The organism is Pseudomonas defluvii, assembly GCF_001695625.1.
Classification (GTDB): domain Bacteria; phylum Pseudomonadota; class Gammaproteobacteria; order Pseudomonadales; family Pseudomonadaceae; genus Aquipseudomonas; species Aquipseudomonas defluvii.
Genome location: NZ_MBPN01000031.1, coordinates 1 through 20,163 on the forward strand (window position 1 = coordinate 1; position 20,163 = coordinate 20,163).

At 61.1% G+C, this 20,163-nt stretch carries 17 protein-coding genes and 1 pseudogene; 7 read left to right on the forward strand and 11 right to left on the reverse strand.

Annotated features, from left to right (window positions below; all coding sequences use genetic code 11):
• Window positions 1-48: 48 nt before the first annotated feature.
• The 4 genes from EKA13_RS10920 to EKA13_RS10935 all read right to left on the reverse strand — a co-directional run bounded on the left by EKA13_RS10920 (window position 49) and on the right by EKA13_RS10935 (window position 4,664).
• Window positions 49-2,196 carry a hypothetical protein gene (locus EKA13_RS10920; protein ID WP_065759406.1) on the reverse strand — a complete coding sequence of 716 codons (2,148 nt, stop codon included), beginning with the start codon at window positions 2,194-2,196 and terminating at the stop codon, window positions 49-51.
• A 437-nt stretch (window positions 2,197-2,633) separates the two neighbouring features.
• A complete protein-coding gene (locus tag EKA13_RS10925; protein ID WP_065759408.1) occupies window positions 2,634-3,605 on the reverse strand; it encodes a L,D-transpeptidase family protein in 972 nt (323 codons plus the stop codon).
• 115 nt (window positions 3,606-3,720) lie between these two features.
• On the reverse strand, window positions 3,721-4,002 hold the full coding sequence (locus tag EKA13_RS10930; protein WP_065759409.1) for a hypothetical protein: 282 nt from the start codon (window positions 4,000-4,002) through the stop codon (window positions 3,721-3,723).
• A 56-nt stretch (window positions 4,003-4,058) separates the two neighbouring features.
• Window positions 4,059-4,664, reverse strand: a complete 606-nt coding sequence (locus tag EKA13_RS10935; protein ID WP_065759410.1) for an arylesterase — start codon at window positions 4,662-4,664, stop codon at window positions 4,059-4,061.
• 10 nt (window positions 4,665-4,674) lie between these two features.
• On the opposite strand from EKA13_RS10935, the gene EKA13_RS10940 reads away from it, so the two are divergent.
• The 3 genes from EKA13_RS10940 to greB all read left to right on the forward strand — a co-directional run bounded on the left by EKA13_RS10940 (window position 4,675) and on the right by greB (window position 8,432).
• Window positions 4,675-5,358 (forward strand): ABC transporter ATP-binding protein, encoded by a 684-nt coding sequence (locus EKA13_RS10940; RefSeq protein WP_065759411.1) that lies wholly within the window; start codon window positions 4,675-4,677, stop codon window positions 5,356-5,358.
• On the forward strand, window positions 5,358-7,865 hold the full coding sequence (locus EKA13_RS10945) for an ABC transporter permease (RefSeq protein WP_065759412.1): 2,508 nt from the start codon (window positions 5,358-5,360) through the stop codon (window positions 7,863-7,865). The genes EKA13_RS10940 and EKA13_RS10945 overlap by 1 nt, the downstream gene beginning before the upstream one ends.
• 69 nt (window positions 7,866-7,934) lie before the next feature.
• Entirely contained in the window at window positions 7,935-8,432 is a 498-nt protein-coding gene (gene greB, locus EKA13_RS10950; RefSeq protein ID WP_065759413.1) for a transcription elongation factor GreB, read from the forward strand.
• A 44-nt stretch (window positions 8,433-8,476) separates the two neighbouring features.
• On the opposite strand, the gene EKA13_RS10955 is transcribed toward greB, so the two are convergent.
• Complete coding sequence (locus tag EKA13_RS10955; RefSeq protein ID WP_065759414.1) at window positions 8,477-8,785, reverse strand: hypothetical protein; 309 nt, start codon at window positions 8,783-8,785, stop codon at window positions 8,477-8,479.
• A gap of 370 nt (window positions 8,786-9,155) precedes the next feature.
• Between EKA13_RS10955 and EKA13_RS10960 the strand changes: the two genes are divergently transcribed.
• From EKA13_RS10960 to EKA13_RS10970, 3 genes and pseudogenes are all read left to right on the forward strand, one after another.
• Window positions 9,156-9,962: a TatD family hydrolase gene (locus EKA13_RS10960; protein ID WP_065759415.1), complete on the forward strand. Its 807-nt coding sequence runs from the start codon at window positions 9,156-9,158 to the stop codon at window positions 9,960-9,962.
• An 86-nt stretch (window positions 9,963-10,048) separates the two neighbouring features.
• Window positions 10,049-11,527 carry a methyl-accepting chemotaxis protein gene (locus tag EKA13_RS10965; protein ID WP_065759416.1) on the forward strand — a complete coding sequence of 493 codons (1,479 nt, stop codon included), beginning with the start codon at window positions 10,049-10,051 and terminating at the stop codon, window positions 11,525-11,527.
• A gap of 84 nt (window positions 11,528-11,611) precedes the next feature.
• Window positions 11,612-11,839 (forward strand): annotated as a pseudogene (locus EKA13_RS10970) (terminase); the annotation flags it as partial.
• 29 nt (window positions 11,840-11,868) lie between these two features.
• Here EKA13_RS10970 and EKA13_RS10975 read toward each other — a convergent pair.
• Entirely contained in the window at window positions 11,869-12,636 is a 768-nt protein-coding gene (locus tag EKA13_RS10975) for a CHAD domain-containing protein (RefSeq protein ID WP_065759418.1), read from the reverse strand.
• A 17-nt stretch (window positions 12,637-12,653) separates the two neighbouring features.
• The gene (locus EKA13_RS10980; RefSeq protein ID WP_065759419.1) at window positions 12,654-12,932 is read right to left on the reverse strand and encodes a hypothetical protein; all 279 of its coding nucleotides are present in this window, start codon (window positions 12,930-12,932) and stop codon (window positions 12,654-12,656) included.
• Between the two features lie 162 nt (window positions 12,933-13,094).
• On the opposite strand from EKA13_RS10980, the gene EKA13_RS10985 reads away from it, so the two are divergent.
• Complete coding sequence (locus EKA13_RS10985) at window positions 13,095-14,132, forward strand: patatin-like phospholipase family protein (RefSeq protein ID WP_065759420.1); 1,038 nt, start codon at window positions 13,095-13,097, stop codon at window positions 14,130-14,132.
• Between the two features lie 30 nt (window positions 14,133-14,162).
• Here EKA13_RS10985 and EKA13_RS10990 read toward each other — a convergent pair whose 3' ends face one another.
• The 4 genes from EKA13_RS10990 to kdpB are packed head-to-tail and all read right to left on the reverse strand — an operon-like array spanning window position 14,163 to window position 20,158.
• Window positions 14,163-14,861 (reverse strand): response regulator, encoded by a 699-nt coding sequence (locus tag EKA13_RS10990; protein WP_065759421.1) that lies wholly within the window; start codon window positions 14,859-14,861, stop codon window positions 14,163-14,165.
• Window positions 14,858-17,512 carry a sensor histidine kinase gene (locus EKA13_RS10995; protein WP_065759422.1) on the reverse strand — a complete coding sequence of 885 codons (2,655 nt, stop codon included), beginning with the start codon at window positions 17,510-17,512 and terminating at the stop codon, window positions 14,858-14,860. Before EKA13_RS10995 ends, EKA13_RS10990 begins: the two co-directional genes overlap by 4 nt.
• Window positions 17,513-17,527: 15 nt before the next feature.
• Window positions 17,528-18,088, reverse strand: coding sequence for a potassium-transporting ATPase subunit KdpC (gene kdpC / locus EKA13_RS11000; protein ID WP_065759423.1), 561 nt, complete (start codon window positions 18,086-18,088; stop codon window positions 17,528-17,530).
• A gap of 15 nt (window positions 18,089-18,103) precedes the next feature.
• Window positions 18,104-20,158: a potassium-transporting ATPase subunit KdpB gene (gene kdpB, locus EKA13_RS11005; RefSeq protein WP_065759424.1), complete on the reverse strand. Its 2,055-nt coding sequence runs from the start codon at window positions 20,156-20,158 to the stop codon at window positions 18,104-18,106.
• Between the last annotated feature and the right edge of the window lie 5 nt (window positions 20,159-20,163).

Genomic DNA, 20,163 nt, shown 5'->3' on the forward strand with positions numbered 1-20,163 from the left:
TGACCGCCTCTGCCAGATGCCGCGTCATGCGAACGACGTTGACAGCTCTCAATCCCGGTTTCTCGCATCAGACTTCGAGTCATCTTTCAGGACTTGGGCGGCAACATGTGATTGAGCTTTACCCACTGCTCGGGTGGCGGCCTCCATCAGCTGCTTTTCTATTTCGCTGGCTCTGCGTCGTGCGAACATCTCCAGGCCGAAGTCGTTGGGGATAAATCGGCCTGATTGGTCGTAGGCGCCCAAAATCATGTCACCGGCAATGTTGTCTCCGAAGTTGATTTCCGTTGGGCTCAAGTTGATCTGCCGTGAGTTAGGGTATTTGGCCATGTGGTGATTGGCGTAGAGGTGGTAGCCATCCATGTCGATGGTGTCGACGACGTACGTATAGCCCCCGCGTTTCCCGCCGTAGACAAAAGCCCCCGTGTGTTCCTTGTAATAGAACACCGAAGTAGAGATGCCTTTCCCGTCAGGATCCAGTGCATTGCGGCCTCCGCCGAAGCCTCCCCGAACGCCCGTGATTTGATGAATGTCTTTCTTGATCTCCGAGACTGGCGTGCGAAGCTGGAAGCCGTCTCTGAAAATGACCTCGGGGGTGCGCATATCGCCACGAAATACCTGACCCCGGTAAATGATGAGTTTGTGATTCTCCACTGTCTTTTTCATGCACCGTGCGTATTCATAAATCATGTCCTGGGCCGCAGTTGGGCCTTGGCTCAGACGTTCGAGCAGGCGCCGCTTCAGGTGCATGGCGCCTAACTCCGAGGGAATTACGTTCCGGTTGATGAGCCGGATGTCGTGATAAAGAGGTGGCGTCACGCCTTCGAACCTCATGCGTTTGAGGACGTTCCCGGATATCGCATTCTTGCTGGTGTTGGTAAGCCCTATCGAGGCTGTCTTGGGGATCATGACGGTCACGATTTCCAAGATCGCCGCGATCATCGCCGCTTTGTAGTGCTTGTCAGCGTCCTCCGGACGATCTGCCAACATACCTCTGGTCGCCTCGATACCCGCTGAACACAATCCTAGCAAGGAAGCCAACAGCATTCGGCCAGCCAGCCCTGCTCCAATTGTCGGCGCGGCCGCGCCCCCGGATAAGATGTTCAATACTGCGCCGAAGAGCTCAAGCCCTTGATCGACCAGACGCTCGGTGTATGTGAAGACCAGCGTATCGATGTCGGAGACCAGTCTCTCCAGATTGGTGACGTACAGATGCGAAATAATGTCGTCGCTGTCATGAAACGTCAGGGATGCGTCCCGCAGGTAATCATTGCTGCGCTTCTCGATGCCCTGATACTTCAAGTCAAACTTATCGAACCTGAGACCGTCGTAGATCGAAAGGCGTTTGAGCACGTATTTTTCCATTAGCTCTGATGCTTCAATGACTTCCCTTCTCTTCAGCCCATCGCCGGGAAGCTCGAAGACCGCCTGATCATCCGGCTCGCCGAGAAAAACCAGAAGGGCCGCATCGGGCTCAACGCCGGTCATGGATCCGCGAGCTTCGAGGCAGACGGCTTGAGTGACGACGTACTTGTCACGAAAGTAAACACGTTTTGGCTGGATCTGACTGTCTTGATACGCCTTGATCAGGTTTTGGCTGCTGACTGACGTCGTGGGGAGGCCCGCATGATGCTGAAGGTGACGTTTCAGCACCTGCTCGCTGAGCATCTTGTAGGTGTACTCCATGTCCGGGTGAGTGTAATGCTCAATCACCCGGTTCTTGTAATCGGACTGCAGGTCTGCAGACTCCAGAGCGGAGATCAGATCCGATGGAAAGTCTTTCGGCCAGATGACTTTGATCATCACCTTGTCTTTGAGGGTGACGTAATGCTGGCCTGCGACGACTTGGTTCAAGTCGAAGGTCTGGGTGTGTAAGGGAGAGGGGCCGATGGTGCCGACCAAGCCGCCTCCTGAAGGCGCGCGTTCACGGAAAGTCACCTTGATGGGGCTGAGGCTGCTCAGCCTTTCTTTGGTCGCCTGCGATGCGCTCGAGGCCTCGATCATTCGTTCTATTTCAGTATTGATGTAGTTGGCGGGATCCAGCAGTTCCGGCTTCATGCAAAACCCGAGCAGCTCAGCCAGTTCGCGGGCCGCCAGATCTTCGCTGCTCACAGAAGGATCAAGCCAACGCGGTATCGGCAGGCCATTTTCCGGGTCGTAGCTGATCAGGTTTTGTTCGTACAGTGGCAAATCATCCATAGGTCATTCCTTGACGGTTAGCAGCACCAGGTGCTGTCGCTTCATCCTTTGAAGCGCAAGGAATGGTGGTGTGGAATGCAGGAGCTGTCTGTAAGAGGTTGGCTGATTACAGGGTTACTTTTCGATCTGGTTTTTGGAGGGTTCAGGCTCGCTGCATCTAAGACGATTCGCAAGAGCAGCGAGCGTCTTTACATGCTGGATGCACGCGCCCACAGAGCCGTTTTACAGCTTTACGTTCAGGCCATACCGCCTGCTCAGGACCTGCTCCACCAACGCCTTGGGTAGCAGACGCCCCATCAGTGGCAGCGCCAGGATGCAAAATCGGCTGTGAACGATAGAAACGGCGGGGCGACTCCTCCAGGCTATTGATGAGTCAGTGAGATACACGCGCAAAAAAAGGCCTGCACAATGGCAGGCCCTTGCAGCACCCTGGCGTATTACTGGATCTCGAGCGGCACGCTGGAAACCATCGGCGCGGTGGCTGCGCCCGGCACAGCGATCTCCACTGGCATGCCGTCTTCAGCAGCAACAACATCGCGCACCATGTCCCAGTTCATGCGCAGGTTATTGGCCAGATCCTGACGCTTGAGCAAGGCATTGATAACCGCAGTGTGCTTGTCGACCACCGAGGGATTGCCCTTGTCATCCAGCGGCGTATGCGCCTCAAGATAAACCTTGCCCGCACTGATGCCGAACTTGTAAGGCTCATTGATGATGCGCACCGGGGTGCCAACCGGCACCATCTTCGACAGGGCCAGAACGTTGTTGTTGAACATGCGGAAACACCCGTGACTGGTACGCATGCCAATACCGAACTTCTTGTTGGAACCGTGAATCAGGTAACCCGGTACGCCCAAGGTGAACTTGAACGGCCCCAGTGGGTTGTCCGGCCCGGCCGGTACAATGCCCGGTAGAGGATCACCATCGGCCGCGTGCTCGGCCCGAATCGAAGCCGGTGGCGTCCAGGTCGGGTTTGGCGTCTTGGCAGTGATCTTGGTCTGTGCAATTGGCGAACCCCAACCTTCGCGACCAATACCCAGCGGGAAGGTATGCACCACATTCTGCCCTTTCGGGAAGTAGTACATACGGTACTCAGCCAGGTTGATCACGATACCCTCCCGCGGACCTGGCGGCAGGACGTAACGGGTTGGCAGAACAATCTCGGTACCCACACCCGGCAGCCATGGGTCGACACCGGGGTTGGCAGCAACCATCTCCAGGTAACCCAGGTCATTGGCAGTGCCGATGTCGGCGAAGGTGTCTTCGTACTTGGCCTTGATAACCTGGACCTGGCCAACGACGTCTTCCCCGGGCGGCGGCAGAGGCAGCTCCAGGGCAGTGGCGGAACCTGTCGCCAGCACGGCGGCAATAGACAGGCAACGGGTGACGGCGGGAAAGCGCGACAACATCCGGAAAATCCTTCGCTAATTCAATAGGGGCAAGACAGCGATTGTACACCCGCCCCCGCCTGACCGGGAGACATCGGGGTGAACGGTTACGTGCGCATATGACAGGCAAATGCTGTCAGAGTTGCGGCCACACCGGCCGTGTGCCACGCCGCTGGGCATCGAGAATCGCCCGACATAGCGGACACAGACGCCGGTCACGGTAGATCGAACGCTCTACCCCGGACCACCGCGGCTGAGCAGGCAACAACGTACCGCACAAGGTACGGTCTGCCGAACACCCCAGCTCAAGTTGACGGGCCACCAGATGAACGCGGATCTCCTGGCAGGCGAACAGATCAAGCTGTTCGTCGGGCTCGATCAATTGATAGGCATACAGGGACCAGGCGGGACGCGGCATTGAGGGCTCCAAATCGGGGGCGCAACATTAGCCGAAAGCCGATCACTAGAAAAGCGTCAAAGCAGCGGTTTTATCACCGGCCAGGCATTATCCAGCAGCCGCTGCTGTGCTCCCTGTGCCGGATGCAGCCCATCGGCCTGCATCAGCTCGGGCACGCCGCCCACACCCTCGAGAAAAAACGGCACCAGAGGGACCTGTTTATCCTTGGCCAGATTGTCATAAACCCTGGCAAACGCTTCGGTGTAGCGAACGCCATAATTGGGTGGCAAGCGCATGCCCAGCAGAACCACCTTGGCGCCCGCAGCGCGGGAGCTGTCGATCATCGCAGCAAGGTTTTGTTGCAATTGCGCCGGCAACTGCCCGCGCAGGCCATCGTTGCCACCCAACTCAAGCACCACCAGCGCGGGCTTGTGCTCTGCAAGCAGCGCTGGCAGGCGCGCCTGGCCCCCTGCACTGGTATCGCCACTGATTGACGCGTTAACCACCTGGCTGTCGAATCCCTCGGTTTTCAGGCGCGCCTGCAGCAACGACACCCACCCTTGACGGGTATCCAGGCCGAAACCCGCGCTGATACTATCCCCGACGATCAACACGGTACCCGCCGTGGCAAGCTGTGTCATGCACAGCAAGGCCAGACCGGCACTCAATATCCACACTCGCATCGGATTCTCCATGGGCACCAGCATTCTCATTGCGCAGAACCTTAGCAAAGTGGTTCCCAGCGCGGAAGGCGATCTGACCATCCTGCATGAACTGTCGCTGGACCTGAAACAGGGCGACAGCCTGGCCATCGTTGGCGCCTCGGGTTCAGGCAAGTCGACCCTGCTCGGCCTGCTTGCCGGCCTGGACCTGCCCAGCGCCGGCTCTGTCACTCTGGCCGGGCATGATCTTGGCAGTCTGGACGAAGACCGGCGCGCCCGGGTGCGCGCCGAACATGTCGGTTTTGTTTTCCAGTCGTTCCAGTTGCTGGACAGCCTGAGTGCACTGGAGAACGTCATGCTGCCACTGGAGCTCGACGGCCGGCGCGATGCCCGCGAACACGCTCGCAGCCTGCTGGAGCGGGTTGGCCTGGGCCAGCGCCTGAGCCATTCGCCACGCCAGCTTTCCGGGGGTGAGCAGCAGCGAGTGGCCATCGCCCGCGCCTTTGCCGCAGACCCTGCCGTGCTGTTTGCCGATGAACCGACAGGCAACCTCGATAGCCACACAGGCGAGCGTATCAGCGACCTGTTGTTTGAACTGAACAAGGAACGTGGCACTACGCTGGTACTGGTCACCCACGACGAACGCCTGGCCAAACGCTGCCGTCGCCTGATCCACCTGGATGCCGGTCACCTGGTTACCCCCCTGGAGCCCTGATGGCACATCTGTCGTTTTTCCGTCTGCTGAGCCTGGCGTTTCGTCAGTTACTGCGTGATGCCCGTGCAGGCGAGCTGCGCGTGCTGTTCTTTGCCCTGGTCATTGCGGTGACCGCCAGCACCGCCATCGGCTACTTCGGCGCACGCCTGAACGGTGCCATGTTGCTACGCGCCACCGAGTTCCTGGGGGCCGACCTGGTGCTGCAAGGCAGCGCACCGGCGAGTACAGCGCAAATCAACGCCGGTGTCGACCAAGGTCTCGAACATGCCCGTGTCGTTGAGTTTTCCAGTGTTATCGCTGCCGACAGCGGTATCCAGCTCTCCAGCGTCAAGGCCGTGGACAACAACTACCCGCTACGCGGCGAACTGCGCAGCGCGGCAGAGCCCTATGCCGCAGAAACACCCGGCACAGGTCCGGCACCGGGGGAGGCCTGGGTTGAGTCACGCCTGCTGGCAGCGCTGAACCTGAAAATCGGCGACAGCATTGACGTCGGCATGAAGAGCCTGCGCATGAGCCGGGTGCTGACCTACGAACCGGACCGCGCCGGCAACTTCTACAGCCTGACCCCCAGGGTACTGATCAACCTGGCCGACCTTGACGCTACCGGCGTGGTTCAGCCCGGCAGCCGGGTCACCTACCGCGACCTGTGGCGCGGCGTACCGGCCGCGCTGAGCGCTTATCAGCAGGCTATCAAACCGGCGCTGGCCGCCCACCAGCAACTGCTGAACTCACGTGACGGCAACCGCCAGATCGGCGGTGCGCTGGGCAAGGCCGAACGCTACCTGAACATGGCCAGCCTGGTGGCCGTGCTCCTGGCAGGCGTGGCCGTGGCCCTGTCGGCCAGCCGTTTCGCCAGCCGGCGCTTCGATGCCAGCGCCCTGCTGCGCTGCCTGGGCCTTTCGCGGCGCCAGGCACTCTCATTGTTCTGCCTGCAACTGGCAATACTTGGCGGCGCTGCGGCCCTCAGCGGCGCATTGCTGGGCTGGCTCGCCCAGTTTGGCCTGTTCCAGCTGCTCAAAGGCTTGCTGCCCAACGAGATTCCACCAGGCGGCATTGCCCCGGCACTGGCCGGCATTGCCACCGGCCTGGTGGCGCTGGCGGGCTTCGCCTTGCCTCCCCTTGCCGCCCTGGGCCGGGTTCCGCCGTTGCGCGTGTTGCGCCGCGACCTGCTGCCCGTCCCACCAAGCAGTTGGCTGGTGTATGGCGCAGCGCTGTTCGCCCTGGGCCTGATCATGTGGCGGCTGAGCCTGGACCTGTTGCTGACCTTTGCCCTGCTGGGCGGCGGCCTGATCGCTGCCCTGCTGCTCGGCGGCCTGTTGCTGCTTGGCTTGCGCAGCCTGCGTCGCCTGCTGGCCAACGCACCGCTGGCCTGGCGCCTGGGCCTCGGTCAACTGCTGCGCCATCCGCTGGGCGCGGCGGGCCAGTCACTGGCCTTCGGCCTGATCCTCCTGGCCATGGCGCTGATCGCCCTGCTGCGCGGCGAACTGCTCGACACCTGGCAAAACCAGTTGCCCAAAGACGCGCCGAACTACTTTGCCTTGAACATCCTGCCGGATGACAAAGCTGACTTCGCCCACCGCCTGAGCGAGTTCTCCGCCCAAGCAGCACCGCTGTACCCGGTGATTCCCGGCCGCCTGACACACATCAACGGCCAAGCGGTGCAGCAAATCGTCAGCAAGGACTCTACCGGCGATCGCGCCATCCAGCGTGACCTGAGCCTGACCTGGGCAGCCGATCTGCCACAGGGCAACGCCCTCGTTTCCGGTCAGTGGTGGCAGGCCACGCCCCCGGCAGACGCCCTGCCCGGTGTCTCAGTTGAAGCCGATCTGGCCACCAGCCTTAAGCTCAAGCTCGGTGACCACCTGACGTTCAGCATTGGCGGCATGGAACGCGAGGCGCTGGTCAGCAGCCTGCGCACCGTCAACTGGGACAGCTTCCAGCCCAACTTCTACATGATCTTCCAGCCCGGCACCCTGCAAAACCTGCCGACCACCTACCTGACCAGCTTCTACCTGGCGCCTGGCAATGACGCGCAACTCGTGGCCCTGTCCCGCGCCTTTCCGGCGGTGACCATCCTTCAGGTCGACGCCTTGCTCAATCAACTGCGCAGCATCCTTGGCCAGGTGACCCTGGCGGTGGAGTACGTGCTGTTGTTTGTTCTGGCTGCGGGGTTGGCAGTGCTGTTCGCCGGCCTGCAGGCGACACTCGACGAACGCATTCACCAAGGTGCACTGCTGCGGGCACTGGGGGCCGGTCGCCGCTTGCTGACCAAGACCCGACGTATCGAGTTCGGCTTGCTCGGTGCTGCCAGCGGCCTGCTTGCCGCACTCGGCACTGAACTGATCAGCCTGCTGCTGTACCACTATGCCTTTGACTTGAAATGGAGCCCGCATCCCTGGCTGCTGGTACTACCGGTACTGGGCGCTTTGCTGATTGGTAGCGCCGGGGTATACGGCACGCGCCGTGCGCTGAATGCCAGCCCACTGACCGTGCTGCGCGAGGGCTGATAGACTCGCGATGCTCATATCTACAGACCGCTACCTATACCAGGCAATCACCAAGAGACACCCTGCCCCATGAGTCGTTATCGCCCACCGCGCACTGCCGGCACCGCTCTGATCACGCCTGAAGGCGAAGCACGCATGCGCGCTGAGCTACATGAACTGTGGCACGTGCGCCGCCCCCAGGTCACCCAGTCCGTGAGCGAGGCGGCAGCGCAAGGCGACCGTTCGGAAAACGCGGAGTACACCTACGGCAAGAAAATGCTGCGCGAAATTGACAGCCGTGTCCGCTTCCTGAGCAAACGGTTGGAGAACCTGAAGGTTGTCAGTGAGCGCCCCAGCGACCCGAACAAAGTGTATTTCGGCGCCTGGGTCACCATCGAGAACGAGGACGGGGAGCAGTCACGATACCGTATCGTCGGCCCGGACGAACTGGACCTGAAACTGGGCCTGATCAGCATCGACTCACCGCTGGCCCGAGCCCTGATCGGCAAGGCGCTGGACGCCGAAGTACGGGTGCAGACACCCACCGGTGAGCAACTCGTTTACATCGTCGAAATCGACTACCCCTGAACACCAGCGCCGCACCTTGAGGTCACGGCGCGGACAAAGGCGGGTCAGGCGCGGGTAATCAGGCCTTGGCGAGCGATACGGGTCAAATGGCCGATGACCTCTGCGGCCTCTTCAGCCGAGGGCGACTGCACCACTGCCAAATCGAAACGGTCATTAGCAAAGCCGCTCAGCGCAACGTTGTTGGCGGCAAACTGGATCAGGAAGGCCGTAGCGCGGCCTTTGCGGCGTGGCCAGCCATCGAGGTAACGCAGGAGTGTCGGTTGATGCTGGCCACCCAGCAGAATACGTGGCGTACGCGCCGCTTGGCTGGCAGGAAGAGGGCTTAGGCAAACACTGGTACGTGGGCAACTCATGGAGTATTTCTCCGCCTCGCAGATCCCGCTGGGCTGCGGTGGGAGGCGTCACCGAACCAGCGTTTTAGCGGTATTCGGTCACCCATCAGGGAGTGTCCTGCGCCCCGCAAGTAGCTGTTTAAATCGGCGCAAGTCAGCATCCTAGAGAAGCGGCGGGCGGGCTGTCAACACACTCAGAAACAAAAAACCTATGAAGCAGGCATGCCTGCTGTGGCATTGGCGGGGTGCCAAGGCGTTCAAGACAGCTGCATCGTTGGCAAGCCAACAGGGATCCGCGCAGAACACGATCAGGCATTGTTGAAAATCTTTGATTTGTTGTTATTTTTCAGCATTTTTCAGGCATACAAAGCCAATACCCCGAGGTAGGACCATGCAACTCATCGACATTGGCGTCAATCTGACCAACCCGAGCTTTGCCGGCCAGCAGGCGGCATTGCTTGAGCGTGCCCAAGCCGCCGGTGTATGTCAGATGCTGGTGACAGGTACCAGCCTGGCGGGTAGCGAACAGGCACTGGAGCTGTGCCAGCAACTTGATGAACCGGGCCTGCGCTTGTTCAGTACCGCCGGTATCCACCCCCACGACGCCAGCAGTTGGACAACAGACAGTGCACGGCAACTGCGCGCACTGTTGGAGCAACCACGGGTACGTGCCGTGGGTGAATGCGGGCTGGACTTCAACCGCGACTTCTCTCCGCGCCCACAACAGGAAAAAGTCCTGGAGGAACACCTGAGCCTGGCAGTTGAGCTGCAGATGCCCGTGTTCCTGCACGAACGCGATGCCAGCGAGCGTCTGCTGCAGATCCTCAAGGATTTCCGCGATCGCCTGCCTGCCGCCGTGGTGCATTGCTTCACCGGTGAGCGCACCGCGCTGTTCGGCTACCTTGACCTGGACCTGCATATCGGGATCACCGGCTGGATCTGTGACGAGCGCAGAGGCACCCACCTCCATTCGCTGGTGAGCAGCATTCCCCGTGGGCGACTGATGCTGGAAAGCGATGCCCCGTACCTGCTACCGCGCAGCCTGCGGCCCAAGCCGAAAAGCGGCCGCAACGAGCCGGCCTTTCTGCCCGAAGTGCTCAATGAAGTGGCGCGTCATCGCGGCGAAACCCCGGAGCAGTTGGCCGCCCATACCACCGACTGCGCCCGGGCCTTCTTCAACCTGCCAGTGATTGCTTGACGCATATCAAGACTTACCCGTAAAAGCGAAGGCAAAATGATGGCACCTTGCCAAAAATATTTCCGCTCAATCAGAGAAGACCTACCATGGGTGCCTGGCTTAGCAATATCTCCCTGAAGTACAAATTCTGGGCCGTCAACGCTGTCGCCTTCGTCACAACATTGTTTCTGGTGCTGTATGCCGTGCATCTGGAGCAACAAGCCAGGGCCGAGGAAGCCCAGAACAAGGCTCAGGTGGAGGCTCGCCTGCTGGCCACCTGGCCTGCCGGTCAGCCTTTGCCCCAGGACCATCGTTATCTGAGCATCAGTGCCGGGCAAACCCCGAGTTTCAATGGTGAAGCCCTGCCCGCCCTGAGCGCTGCACAAGGCTGGGTCGAGCTGAACCGTTTCCCAGTGCTGGGTGACAACCCACTGATTGGCGCCCAGGTCATCAGCCGCGACGGTCAACAGGTCGCCGTGCTGGCCCAGGCCCCGAGCCTGATTCAAGTGTTCAGCGACCGCTTCGCCAACTATGCCGTGTGCGTACTGATCCTGATGCTGGCCATGCTCTGCGCCTCGCAACTGCTGATCCGGTTCCTGCTAAGCCAGCTCAACACACTCAAGGACGTGATGCTCCACGTGGAGAAAACCGGTGATCTTTCGGCCCGGGTACCTCTGGCCTGCGGCGATGAAGTCGGGCAAATGGCTTCGGCATTCAACGCCATGCAGACCACCTACCACCGTGTCGTCAACACCGTCGCCCGCACGGCAGCGCAGCTTGACTCCGGCGCCGCACGCCTGGCCACGAGCATGAGCGAGGTACGCCACGGCATGCTCGGCCAGCAAAGTGAGACCGACCAGGCCGCGACAGCGATCAACGAGATGTCCGCCACCGTGTACCACATCGCTCAGCATGCCGGCGCCACACGCGACCTGTCACAGACTGCCGACACCCTCGCAGGCAGCGGCCAGGAAGTGGTCAGCCGGGTACAAACCTCGATCGCCGGTCTGTCCAGTGGCGTGCAGCAGACCGCTGAGATGATCCACCAGCTTGCCGAAGACAGCCAGAAGATCAACGGTGTGGTAAGCGTGATCCACAGCATCGCCGAACAAACCAACCTGCTGGCCCTCAACGCGGCCATTGAGGCCGCACGTGCTGGCGACCTGGGCCGTGGCTTCGCGGTGGTCGCCGACGAAGTGCGCAATCTGGCCAAGCGCGTACAAACCTCTACCGACGAGATCACCACCATGGTCGCCGCCTTGCAGGCCGGCACCCGCGATGCCGTGGATTTCATGCAGGAAAGCTCGTACAAGGCCGACGATTGCGTCAAGCAAGCGCAGGAAGCCGGTGAAGCCCTGGCCGAGATCACCAGTGCCGTGGCACAGATGCGTGAAAGCAACACCCAGATTGCTGTCGCGGCTGAACAGCAAAGCCAGGTGGCCGAAGAAATGAACCGCGCGGTGGTCAGTATTCGCGACGTGACCGAAGAAACCGTGCAGCAGACCGTCGATTCGGCCACCACCAGTAGCGAACTGGCGACCCTGGCCGGCGAATTGAGCAAAGCCATCGGCCAGCTCAAGCTATAACCTCAATAGAGAGGTCGCATTGGCCCCCCCTTCGGGGGCCAAACTATTCTTCAGGTATGACGTAACTGCCTGAGGAGCCTTGCGATGAGCAAACACCTGCCCAACATGCACGCCTGGCAATGGCGACACTACCACAACCATCCAACCAAACTGGCGCTCCACCTGATTGCCGTACCGCTGTTCATCCTTGGCACGCTGATGGTGCTGGCCGGCCTGTTCAATGTGGACCTGGGCGTACTGGCCGTGGGAGTGATCGCCCTCCTCGCCGCGCTTACCTTGCAACGCCAGGGCACCGCCACTGACGCCAGGCAAAACGACTCAGGCCATGGCAATTGATCGGCTTAGCGACGGTCAATGTCCGCCAGCAGTTTCGCCAGGCTCTGGTCGGCGCGGATCTCTGCGTCACGTAACTGGTTCTGCCAGTGCGTGACGCAGGGCGCCAGGTCGCCTTGCTGTTCGGCCTGCGACAACCACTGTACCAGGTCGTGCCAGTCGCCCAGATCGCCCTGTACACCCTTGAGTTGCCGCTGAAGTCGATCACTCAGGCACTCCAACTGCGGATAGGCCTCGGCACCATAGCGCACCCGCTTGATCAACAAACGCAGGCGATGACGGTCATGGGCAGGATCGCTGAGCGCCTTGTGCAAGTCTTTCCATTGCCCGCCCAAGCGCTTGTCGATGCGCTGGCTCAAACGACGAATCAGCTTCTGACGCTGCGCGGCACGTAAAAACATGGGAAACGCATCAATGATCGCCTGCACACGCTGCAACTCAGCACTGACAGCTACCTGTGCGAACACCTCGCCCTCTTTCTCCAGGCGCCGCTGGGCAGCAGCATACTGACCACGCTCCAGCAGTTGAGCGGCCAGTACCTCGCGGTCGCGCAACGGGGTTGTCAGCTCGCCCAGTTTGCCAGCGGCATGCTCCAGCTGATCAACCCCGGGCAAGCCCCGCAGGGGTCTTAGCAGGCTACGCAGACGCCGCACACTGATGCGCAAATCATGCAACGCCTCGCTGTCGGTATTGGCCTCAAGGCGCGCCTGACAGGCCATCAAGCGAACCTGCAGGCTCAGCATCTGGACGATTACATGATCAAGCATTGCCGCCATGTCCAACTCCTGAGGGGTCAACGTCCAGCACGGGATTCACGGATATAGAAGCGGGCTTTCTCGGCTTTGTTGGTGCAGCCGTCAAATGCCTCGAACTGTTGCTGGGTCTTGGCACCGGTCAACAGTGACAAAGCCTTAGAGTAGCTTACCGTGCCGGCAAAGCCTTCGGCCTTGGCCAGGTCGAGCTCTTTCCAGGCTGCGTCGAGCTGGGTGGCACAACTGTCGCGATAGGCCGTTTTACCGGCACAACCGCTCAGGGCCAGGGCAATCAGCGGCAGGGAAATCCAAGCTTTCATCAGCAATACCTCAACAAAAAGAAATCAAGTTGGAGACTTCGACGGCACAGCTGTACAAAAGTGCCGCGCTCAGCCTATCGCAGCGCATCTATCGATTGAAGCACAGCTACGATTAGGTGCATTGTTAGACCATTGACGGTCGAATGCCGCCCAGGAGCAACCATGAGTAAACGTGTAGCACTGGTGTTAGGGTCGGGTGGTGCTCGAGGTTATGCACATATCGGCGTCATCGAGGAAATCGAGCGTCGCGGTTACGATATCGCCTGCATTGCCGGCTGCTCCATGGGCGCGGTGGTTGGCGGCATCTATGCAGCGGGCAAGCTCGATGAATACCGTAACTGGATTGAAAGCCTGGACTACCTGGATGTGCTGCGTCTGGTGGATGTGAGCTTCCGTCTCGGGGCGATTCGGGGCGAAAAGGTGTTCGGCCAAATCCGCAAGATCGTCGGAGAGATCAACATCGAAGAATTGCGGATCCCCTACACCGCCGTCGCTGCCGACCTGACCAACCAGCAGGAAATCTGGTTTCAGGAAGGCTGCCTGCACCAGGCGATGCGTGCTTCGGCGGCAATTCCCAGTTTGTTCACACCTGTCGTGCAAGGCAACCGCATGCTGGTCGACGGCGGCATCCTCAATCCGTTGCCGATCATACCCGTGGTGTCGAGCCACTGCGACTTGATCATAGCGGTCAACCTCAATGCAACCAACCAGAAACACTACCAGTTACCGATCATTGAGCGCCCCCCTGCCTTCAAAATGCGCTTTGACCACCTGATCAGTTCGCTGGGTTCGCACCTGCCATTTCGGCGTAAACAGGCCGAGCACCTGATGCAACTGGATCAGGAAATCAGCCCGATCACACCAGCCCCCAACCCTTGGCTCAGCGAAGCCGCCGACCCTGAAGCGCAGCAACCGGCAGCCGCTCCAGAAATCGATGGCGCACCGAAATCCGCCAGCGGCTCCTTCATCATCGATAACGTTGGGCCCGCATCGCTGCTGGACCTGATCAACCAGAGCTTCGAGGTGATGCAGACGTCGTTGGCGCAATACAAAATCGCCGGTTACCCGCCGGATGTACTGATCAACGTTCCAAAACGGGTCTGCCGCTTCTTCGAGTTCTACAAAGCACCGGAGCTGATTGCGCTGGGACGGCAGATCGCCAGCGATACCCTGGACAACTATGAAGGGGAACGGCGCTAAGCGCGGCTGGCACCTACAAAACCCAGGCGCTCATATCCCGTCTGGACCAATCAATCGATAGCCCACGCCAGGTTCTGTCACGATAAACCGCGGCGAGGTGGGGTCGTCACCCAGCTTCTGCCGTACATGAGCAACCACGATCCGCAGGTAGTGGCTGTCATCGACGTGGGTTGGCCCCCAGATGTCCTTGAGCAGTTGCTGCTGGGTAATCACCCGCCCCGGATGGCTGGCCAACTGCGCCAACAGCGCATACTCCTTACGCGTCAATGCCACTTCTACACCGTCGAGGGTCACCCGACGAAACGCGAGGTCAACGGTCAACGGCCCGAAACAAGGCGCCGATTCCTGGGCTACCGACCGTGGCACCTGACGCAGCAGCGCGCGAACCCGCGCCAGGAACTCCTGGATACCAAAGGGTTTGGTGACATAGTCATTGGCACCCGCATCCAGCGCCTCGACCTTCTGCACTTCGCTGGCCCGTACCGACAACACCAGCACCGGCACCTGGCTCCATTCGCGCAACTCGCGCAGCACGTGCTGCCCATCCATGTCCGGGAGCCCGAGGTCAAGTACCACCAGGTCCGGGCGGGTCAATGCCGCCTGGCTCAGCCCTTCGCTACCCGTCGCAGCCTCCACTACCTTGTAGCCTTGGGAGCTGAGACTGATGCGCAGAAATTTACGAATCTGTGGTTCGTCGTCGATGACCAGCAAGGTCGCGGTCTGGGTCATGGCGTGTCGCTGTCCAGTTCAGGTTGGGCCGGGAGCGGCAAGCATAGAGTGATACAGGTGCCCTGGCCATCAATGCCCTCGGCAACCCGTATATGCCCACCATGGGCGCCGATCATGCCCTGACAGATCGCCAGGCCAAGGCCGGTGCCCTGCCCGCCACGATCCCCCCGGGCGGCGGTATAGAACATGTCGAAAATCCGTTCACGTTCATTCGGTGGAATGCCGGGACCTTGGTCGCTGACAGCAAAACACAGCATCTTTTCCTCGACCGTGACACACAGGTCGAGTCGCCCGTGAGGGGGTGAAAAGCGCGCAGCGTTTTCCAGTACGTTGATCAGCGCCTGTTCGATCAGTGCCGCATGAACATACAACAAGGGCAGGTCCAGCGGAACTTCAGCACGCAACTGAAACGGCGCCAGCACCACGCGCAGGCGGTTCAAGGCACTGCCGACGATGTCTGCCGGAGCAACCCAATCGCGGGCCAGCGTCAGCCCGCCGTGGCCCAGCCGGGTCATGTCCAACAGGTTCTGAATGTAACGGTCCAGCCGCTCGGCTTCGTCGCGAGTACCTTCAAGCAACTCACGACGATCTTCCAGAGGGATGGCCTCGCCCAGTGCCAGCAAGCTGTCGATGCTGCCTCGCATGGCGGTGAGCGGGGTTCGCAGGTCGTGGGAGACCGAGGCGAGCAAGGCGCTGCGCAGCTGCTCGGTCTCACCGTGCAGACGCGCCGCTTCCAGCTCATCGGCCAGGCGAGCACGCGCCAGCGCCTGCGCCAGTGGCTGGCTCAGGGCCTTGAGCATACGTCGTCGCTGCGGCGTCAGCGTATACCCCTCACGCGGACGTACGCCGAGCAAGGCCAACGGCCCCTCCTCTGCAGACAACGGCCACCACCACCAACGCCCATTGGGCAAGGTGTCGCTGCCAAGCCCGGCAGCCTGATCGTGCTGCCAGGCCCAATCGGCAGCAGCATGTTCATTGTCGCTGAACTGCAATGCGCCTCCGCTGGCCACCCGCAGGGCGCCTTCGGCATCACGTTCGAGCAGGCACACCTGCAAATCGTGCGGGCTGTCCAGGTACTGACCGGCAGCAGTGAACACCGCCTGGCGATCAGTCGCTGCCGTCAATTTACGCGACAGGCCGAGCAACTGGTTGGTCTGTTCCTGGGTCTCACGCAGCGCCTGTAGCTGCCGACGCTGACGGGCAGCCAGGTTGCCGGTCAAGGCCGCCATCAACAGGAAAAACAATGAGGTCAGCACATCCTCTTCACGTTGGATGCTGAAGGAGAATGTCGGCGGGATGAACAAGAAGTCATAGCTCAGAAACGACAGCACGGCGCAGGCCAGCGCGGGCCCCAGGCTGCTGCGTACTGCCACCAGCAGCACGGCGGCAAGAAACACCAACGAGATGTTCGGCAACGCCAATACACTGGCGACCGCCCAGGCCAGGCCGCTCGCCAACACCGTGGCCAGTAGCGCCAACAGGTAATGCCGCCAGACCCACTCCCCCTGCACAGGCAACCGCACAGGTTCGGGCTGGGTATCCCGGTTGAGCACGTTGACTTCCAGGCCATGGGCTTCGCGCAACAGCCGTGCAGCCACCCCGGCACCAAACAGGCGACGACGCAGCCGATCACGCGACTGCCCGACCAGCACCAGGCTGGCCCGACGCTCGGCCGCATGCTGGATCAAGGCATTGGCCACCTCGCCGGCGCGCAGCACCACCACTTCGCCCCCCAGGCGCTCGGCCAACCGCTGAGCAGCCTGTAGACGCTGACGGGCTGTTTCATCGCGCAAGCGGCCATTGTCGACATGCACCAGGCTCCAGGGCAGGTGTCGCCGCTGCGCAACGCGACTGGCATGACGCACCAGCCGCTCAGCCTGCGCATCGCCATCGACGCCGACCAACAACCGCCCACGCAACGCTGGTGCATCCTGCCCCAGTTTGCGGTAACCGTGCGCCAGATCGGCATCGACCTGAGCGGCAGCCGTCTGCATGGCCAGCTCGCGCAGCGCGGTAAGGTTGGTCTGGGTGAAGAAGGCATCGATGGCCGCGCGGGCCTGCTCCGGCACATACACCTTGCCCTCGCGCAAGCGCTCCAGCAGCTCACGCGGCGGCAGGTCGATCAGTACCAGTTCAAAGGCTTCCTGCAGCACCCAATCCGGCAGCGTCTCGCGCACCTGTACACCGGTGATGCCGCGCACGTGGTCATTCAAGCTTTCCAGATGCTGCACGTTGACCGTGGTGTAGACGTCGATGCCAGCCGCCAACAGCTCCTGCACATCCTGCCAGCGCTTGGCGTGACGACTGCCCGGCGCATTGCTGTGGGCCAGCTCATCCACCAGCACCAGTTGCGGAGCGGCCTTGAGCAGGCCGTCCAGGTCCATTTCCTCAAGCACTACACCACGGTATTCCGAGCGCACACGTGGCTGCTGGGGCAACCCACCGAGCAGCGCTTCAGTCTCGGCACGACCATGGGTTTCGACCACCGCCGCCACCACCTTGACCCCGTGACGCAGCTGGGCGTGTGCGGCTTGCAACATTGCATAGGTCTTGCCCACCCCGGGTGCTGCCCCCAGGAATACCTTCAGTCGGCCACGACCGTCACGCGGCAGTTCGGCCAACAACGCATCGGCGCGTTCGGAATTACTCATGGTTACGGCTTGTCCTTATTTCGACGCAGGTGCCAGTCGGTCCAGCGCCATATTGAGGGCCAGGATATTGACCACCGGCGGGCCAACCAGCGGCTGCAGGGTGAACTGCTCGACCAAGCCTTGCAAGGCCTGCACCGAAACCTGCCGCGCCGCCGCCACCTTAGGCACTTGATAGGCCACTGCCGCCGGTGGCAGGTGCGGGTCCAGGCCACTACCAGAGGTGGTCAGCAATGCCAGGGGCACAGGCCCCTGCTGTGCCGTGAAGATATGTGCAGCCGTCTCGCTCACACGGGTAGCCAGCGCCGGGTTGCTCGGCGCCAGGTTGCTGGCGCCACTGGCCACGGTGGCGTAATCCGCCGCCGAAGGCCGCGACTGGAACCAGGCGTCACCCTGGAACGCCTGGGCAATCTGCAACGAACCGCGCACCTGCCCCTGATCGTCGCGCAGCAAACTGCCATTAGCCTGCTCGGGGAAAACCACCTGGGCGACACCGGTGACCACCAGTGGGTAAACCGCGCCGGTGATCAGCGTCATCAACAGCATCAGGCTCAAGGCCGGACGTACTAGCGTAGTCATGTTCAATTCCTCGGTTCAGACCAGTTGCAACGCATTGAGCAGCAGGTCGATCAACTTGATCCCGGCAAACGGCACGATCAGCCCGCCCAGCCCATAAATCAGCAAGTTGCGCCGCAGCAAGTGAGCGGCACTGGCAGCCTTCACCCGCACCCCTCTCAGAGCCAGCGGAATCAGCACGACAATGATCAAGGCGTTGAAGACAATCGCCGACAGGATTGCGCTCTGCGGGCTGGCCAGTTGCATCAGGTTCAGCACCCCCAACTGCGGATAGATGGCAGCAAACAGGGCCGGAAGAATGGCGAAGTACTTGGCCACATCGTTGGCAATCGAGAAGGTGGTCAACGCCCCACGGGTGACCAGCAGTTCCTTGCCCACCTGCACCACATCCAGCAGCTTGGTCGGGTCACTGTCCAGGTCAACCATGTTGGCGGCTTCGCGCGCGGCCTGAGTGCCGTCATTCATGGCCATGCCAACATCTGCCTGTGCCAGTGCCGGTGCGTCGTTGGCACCGTCGCCACACATGGCGACCAGGCGCCCGTCATTCTGCTCCTGACGAATGCGCGCCAGCTTTTTCTCTGGTGTGGCTTCAGCCAGTACATCATCCACCCCGGCTTCAGCAGCGATGGCTGCAGCGGTCAGGGGGTTGTCGCCCGTGACCATCACCGTACGGATACCCAACTGGCGCAGCTCGGCGAAACGCTCACGAATACCTGGCTTCACCACATCCTTGAGGTGGATGACGCCGAGCAGACGCTTGTCCATGCAAACCAGCAGCGGCGTGCCGCCGCTCTGGGCGATCTTGTCGACTTCCTTGGACAGCGCAACAGGCATCTCCAGGCGCTGCATACCGACGAACGCCAGCACCGAGTCCACTGCACCCTTGCGGTAACGGCGTTGCTGGTAATCAACCCCCGACAAGCGTGTCTCGGCACTGAACGGCACCACCGTCATCGCATTGGCTTGCGGCTCGCTGAAGTCGTGCAACTGCCGCAGGTATTCGACGATCGATTTGCCTTCAGCGGTGTCATCGGCCAACGAAGCGAACAAGGCACCTTCGCCCAGTTCACGAGCGCTCACCCCTGGCGCGGCATGCAGGGCACTGCAACGACGGTTGCCGAAGGTGATGGTGCCGGTCTTGTCGAGCATCAACACATGTACATCACCGGCGGCCTCCACTGCACGCCCGGAGCGGGCAATCACATTCAGCCGCACCAGGCGATCCATGCCGGCGATACCGATGGCAGAGAGCAAGCCGCCAATGGTGGTCGGAATCAAGGTCACCAGCAGCGCCACCAGGAACACCAACGGAATCGCACCGCCGGCAAAATAGGCGAACGGCTGCAGGGTCACCACGACCACCAGGAAGATCAGGGTCAAGCCGATCAGCAGGATGTCCAGCGCGATCTCGTTGGGTGTTTTCTGGCGTTTGGCACCTTCGACCAAGGCAATCATTCGGTCCAGAGTCGACTCACCGGGGTTGCTGGTGATCTTGATCAACAACCAGTCGGAGACCAGCCGGGTGTTGCCGGTAACTGCCGAACGATCGCCGCCCGACTCACGAATCACCGGCGCAGACTCACCGGTAATGGCTGCTTCGTTGACAGCGGCGATACCTTCAAGCACCTCGCCGTCACCAGGGATCATCTCACCGGCCAGCACCTTGACCACATCACCTTTTCGCAGCGCCGTGGCCGGTACCACTTCATAGCTGCCAGCGGCGTTACGACGCCGGCAACTGAGGCCCTGGCTACCCGCCTTGAGGCTGTCGGCGCGCGCTTTGCCACGCCCCTCGGCCAACGCTTCGGCAAAGTTGGCAAAAAGCACGGTGAACCACAGCCACAGGGCGATTTGCAGCGCCACATGGGTCGGCACAGCGCTGTCGGGCAACAGGCAGAGCACGGTGGTGAAAACCGCCGTCAGCTCGACCACCAGCATCACCGGCGCACGTTTCAACTGGCGCGGATCAAGTTTGACGAACGCCTGCACCAGGGCTGGCCGCCACAGCGCAGCAAAAGTCGTCCGAGCCTGTTCGGCCGGCACCGCATTCACATCAGGAATCGGCATGTTCATGATTC

Excerpts from the sequence above, each read along its gene's own strand:
- EKA13_RS10920 (WP_065759406.1), bottom strand. The coding sequence starts at position 2,196 with ATGGATGATTTGCCACTGTACGAACAAAACCTGATCAGCTACGACCCG.
- EKA13_RS10925 (WP_065759408.1), bottom strand. The coding sequence starts at position 3,605 with ATGTTGTCGCGCTTTCCCGCCGTCACCCGTTGCCTGTCTATTGCCGCC.
- EKA13_RS10930 (WP_065759409.1), bottom strand. The coding sequence starts at position 4,002 with ATGCCGCGTCCCGCCTGGTCCCTGTATGCCTATCAATTGATCGAGCCC.
- EKA13_RS10935 (WP_065759410.1), bottom strand. The coding sequence starts at position 4,664 with ATGCGAGTGTGGATATTGAGTGCCGGTCTGGCCTTGCTGTGCATGACA.
- EKA13_RS10940 (WP_065759411.1), top strand. The coding sequence starts at position 4,675 with ATGGGCACCAGCATTCTCATTGCGCAGAACCTTAGCAAAGTGGTTCCC.
- EKA13_RS10945 (WP_065759412.1), top strand. The coding sequence starts at position 5,358 with ATGGCACATCTGTCGTTTTTCCGTCTGCTGAGCCTGGCGTTTCGTCAG.
- greB (WP_065759413.1), top strand. The coding sequence starts at position 7,935 with ATGAGTCGTTATCGCCCACCGCGCACTGCCGGCACCGCTCTGATCACG.
- EKA13_RS10955 (WP_065759414.1), bottom strand. The coding sequence starts at position 8,785 with ATGAGTTGCCCACGTACCAGTGTTTGCCTAAGCCCTCTTCCTGCCAGC.
- EKA13_RS10960 (WP_065759415.1), top strand. The coding sequence starts at position 9,156 with ATGCAACTCATCGACATTGGCGTCAATCTGACCAACCCGAGCTTTGCC.
- EKA13_RS10965 (WP_065759416.1), top strand. The coding sequence starts at position 10,049 with ATGGGTGCCTGGCTTAGCAATATCTCCCTGAAGTACAAATTCTGGGCC.
- EKA13_RS10975 (WP_065759418.1), bottom strand. The coding sequence starts at position 12,636 with ATGGCGGCAATGCTTGATCATGTAATCGTCCAGATGCTGAGCCTGCAG.
- EKA13_RS10980 (WP_065759419.1), bottom strand. The coding sequence starts at position 12,932 with ATGAAAGCTTGGATTTCCCTGCCGCTGATTGCCCTGGCCCTGAGCGGT.
- EKA13_RS10985 (WP_065759420.1), top strand. The coding sequence starts at position 13,095 with ATGAGTAAACGTGTAGCACTGGTGTTAGGGTCGGGTGGTGCTCGAGGT.
- EKA13_RS10990 (WP_065759421.1), bottom strand. The coding sequence starts at position 14,861 with ATGACCCAGACCGCGACCTTGCTGGTCATCGACGACGAACCACAGATT.
- EKA13_RS10995 (WP_065759422.1), bottom strand. The coding sequence starts at position 17,512 with ATGAGTAATTCCGAACGCGCCGATGCGTTGTTGGCCGAACTGCCGCGT.
- kdpC (WP_065759423.1), bottom strand. The coding sequence starts at position 18,088 with ATGACTACGCTAGTACGTCCGGCCTTGAGCCTGATGCTGTTGATGACG.
- kdpB (WP_065759424.1), bottom strand. The coding sequence starts at position 20,158 with ATGAACATGCCGATTCCTGATGTGAATGCGGTGCCGGCCGAACAGGCT.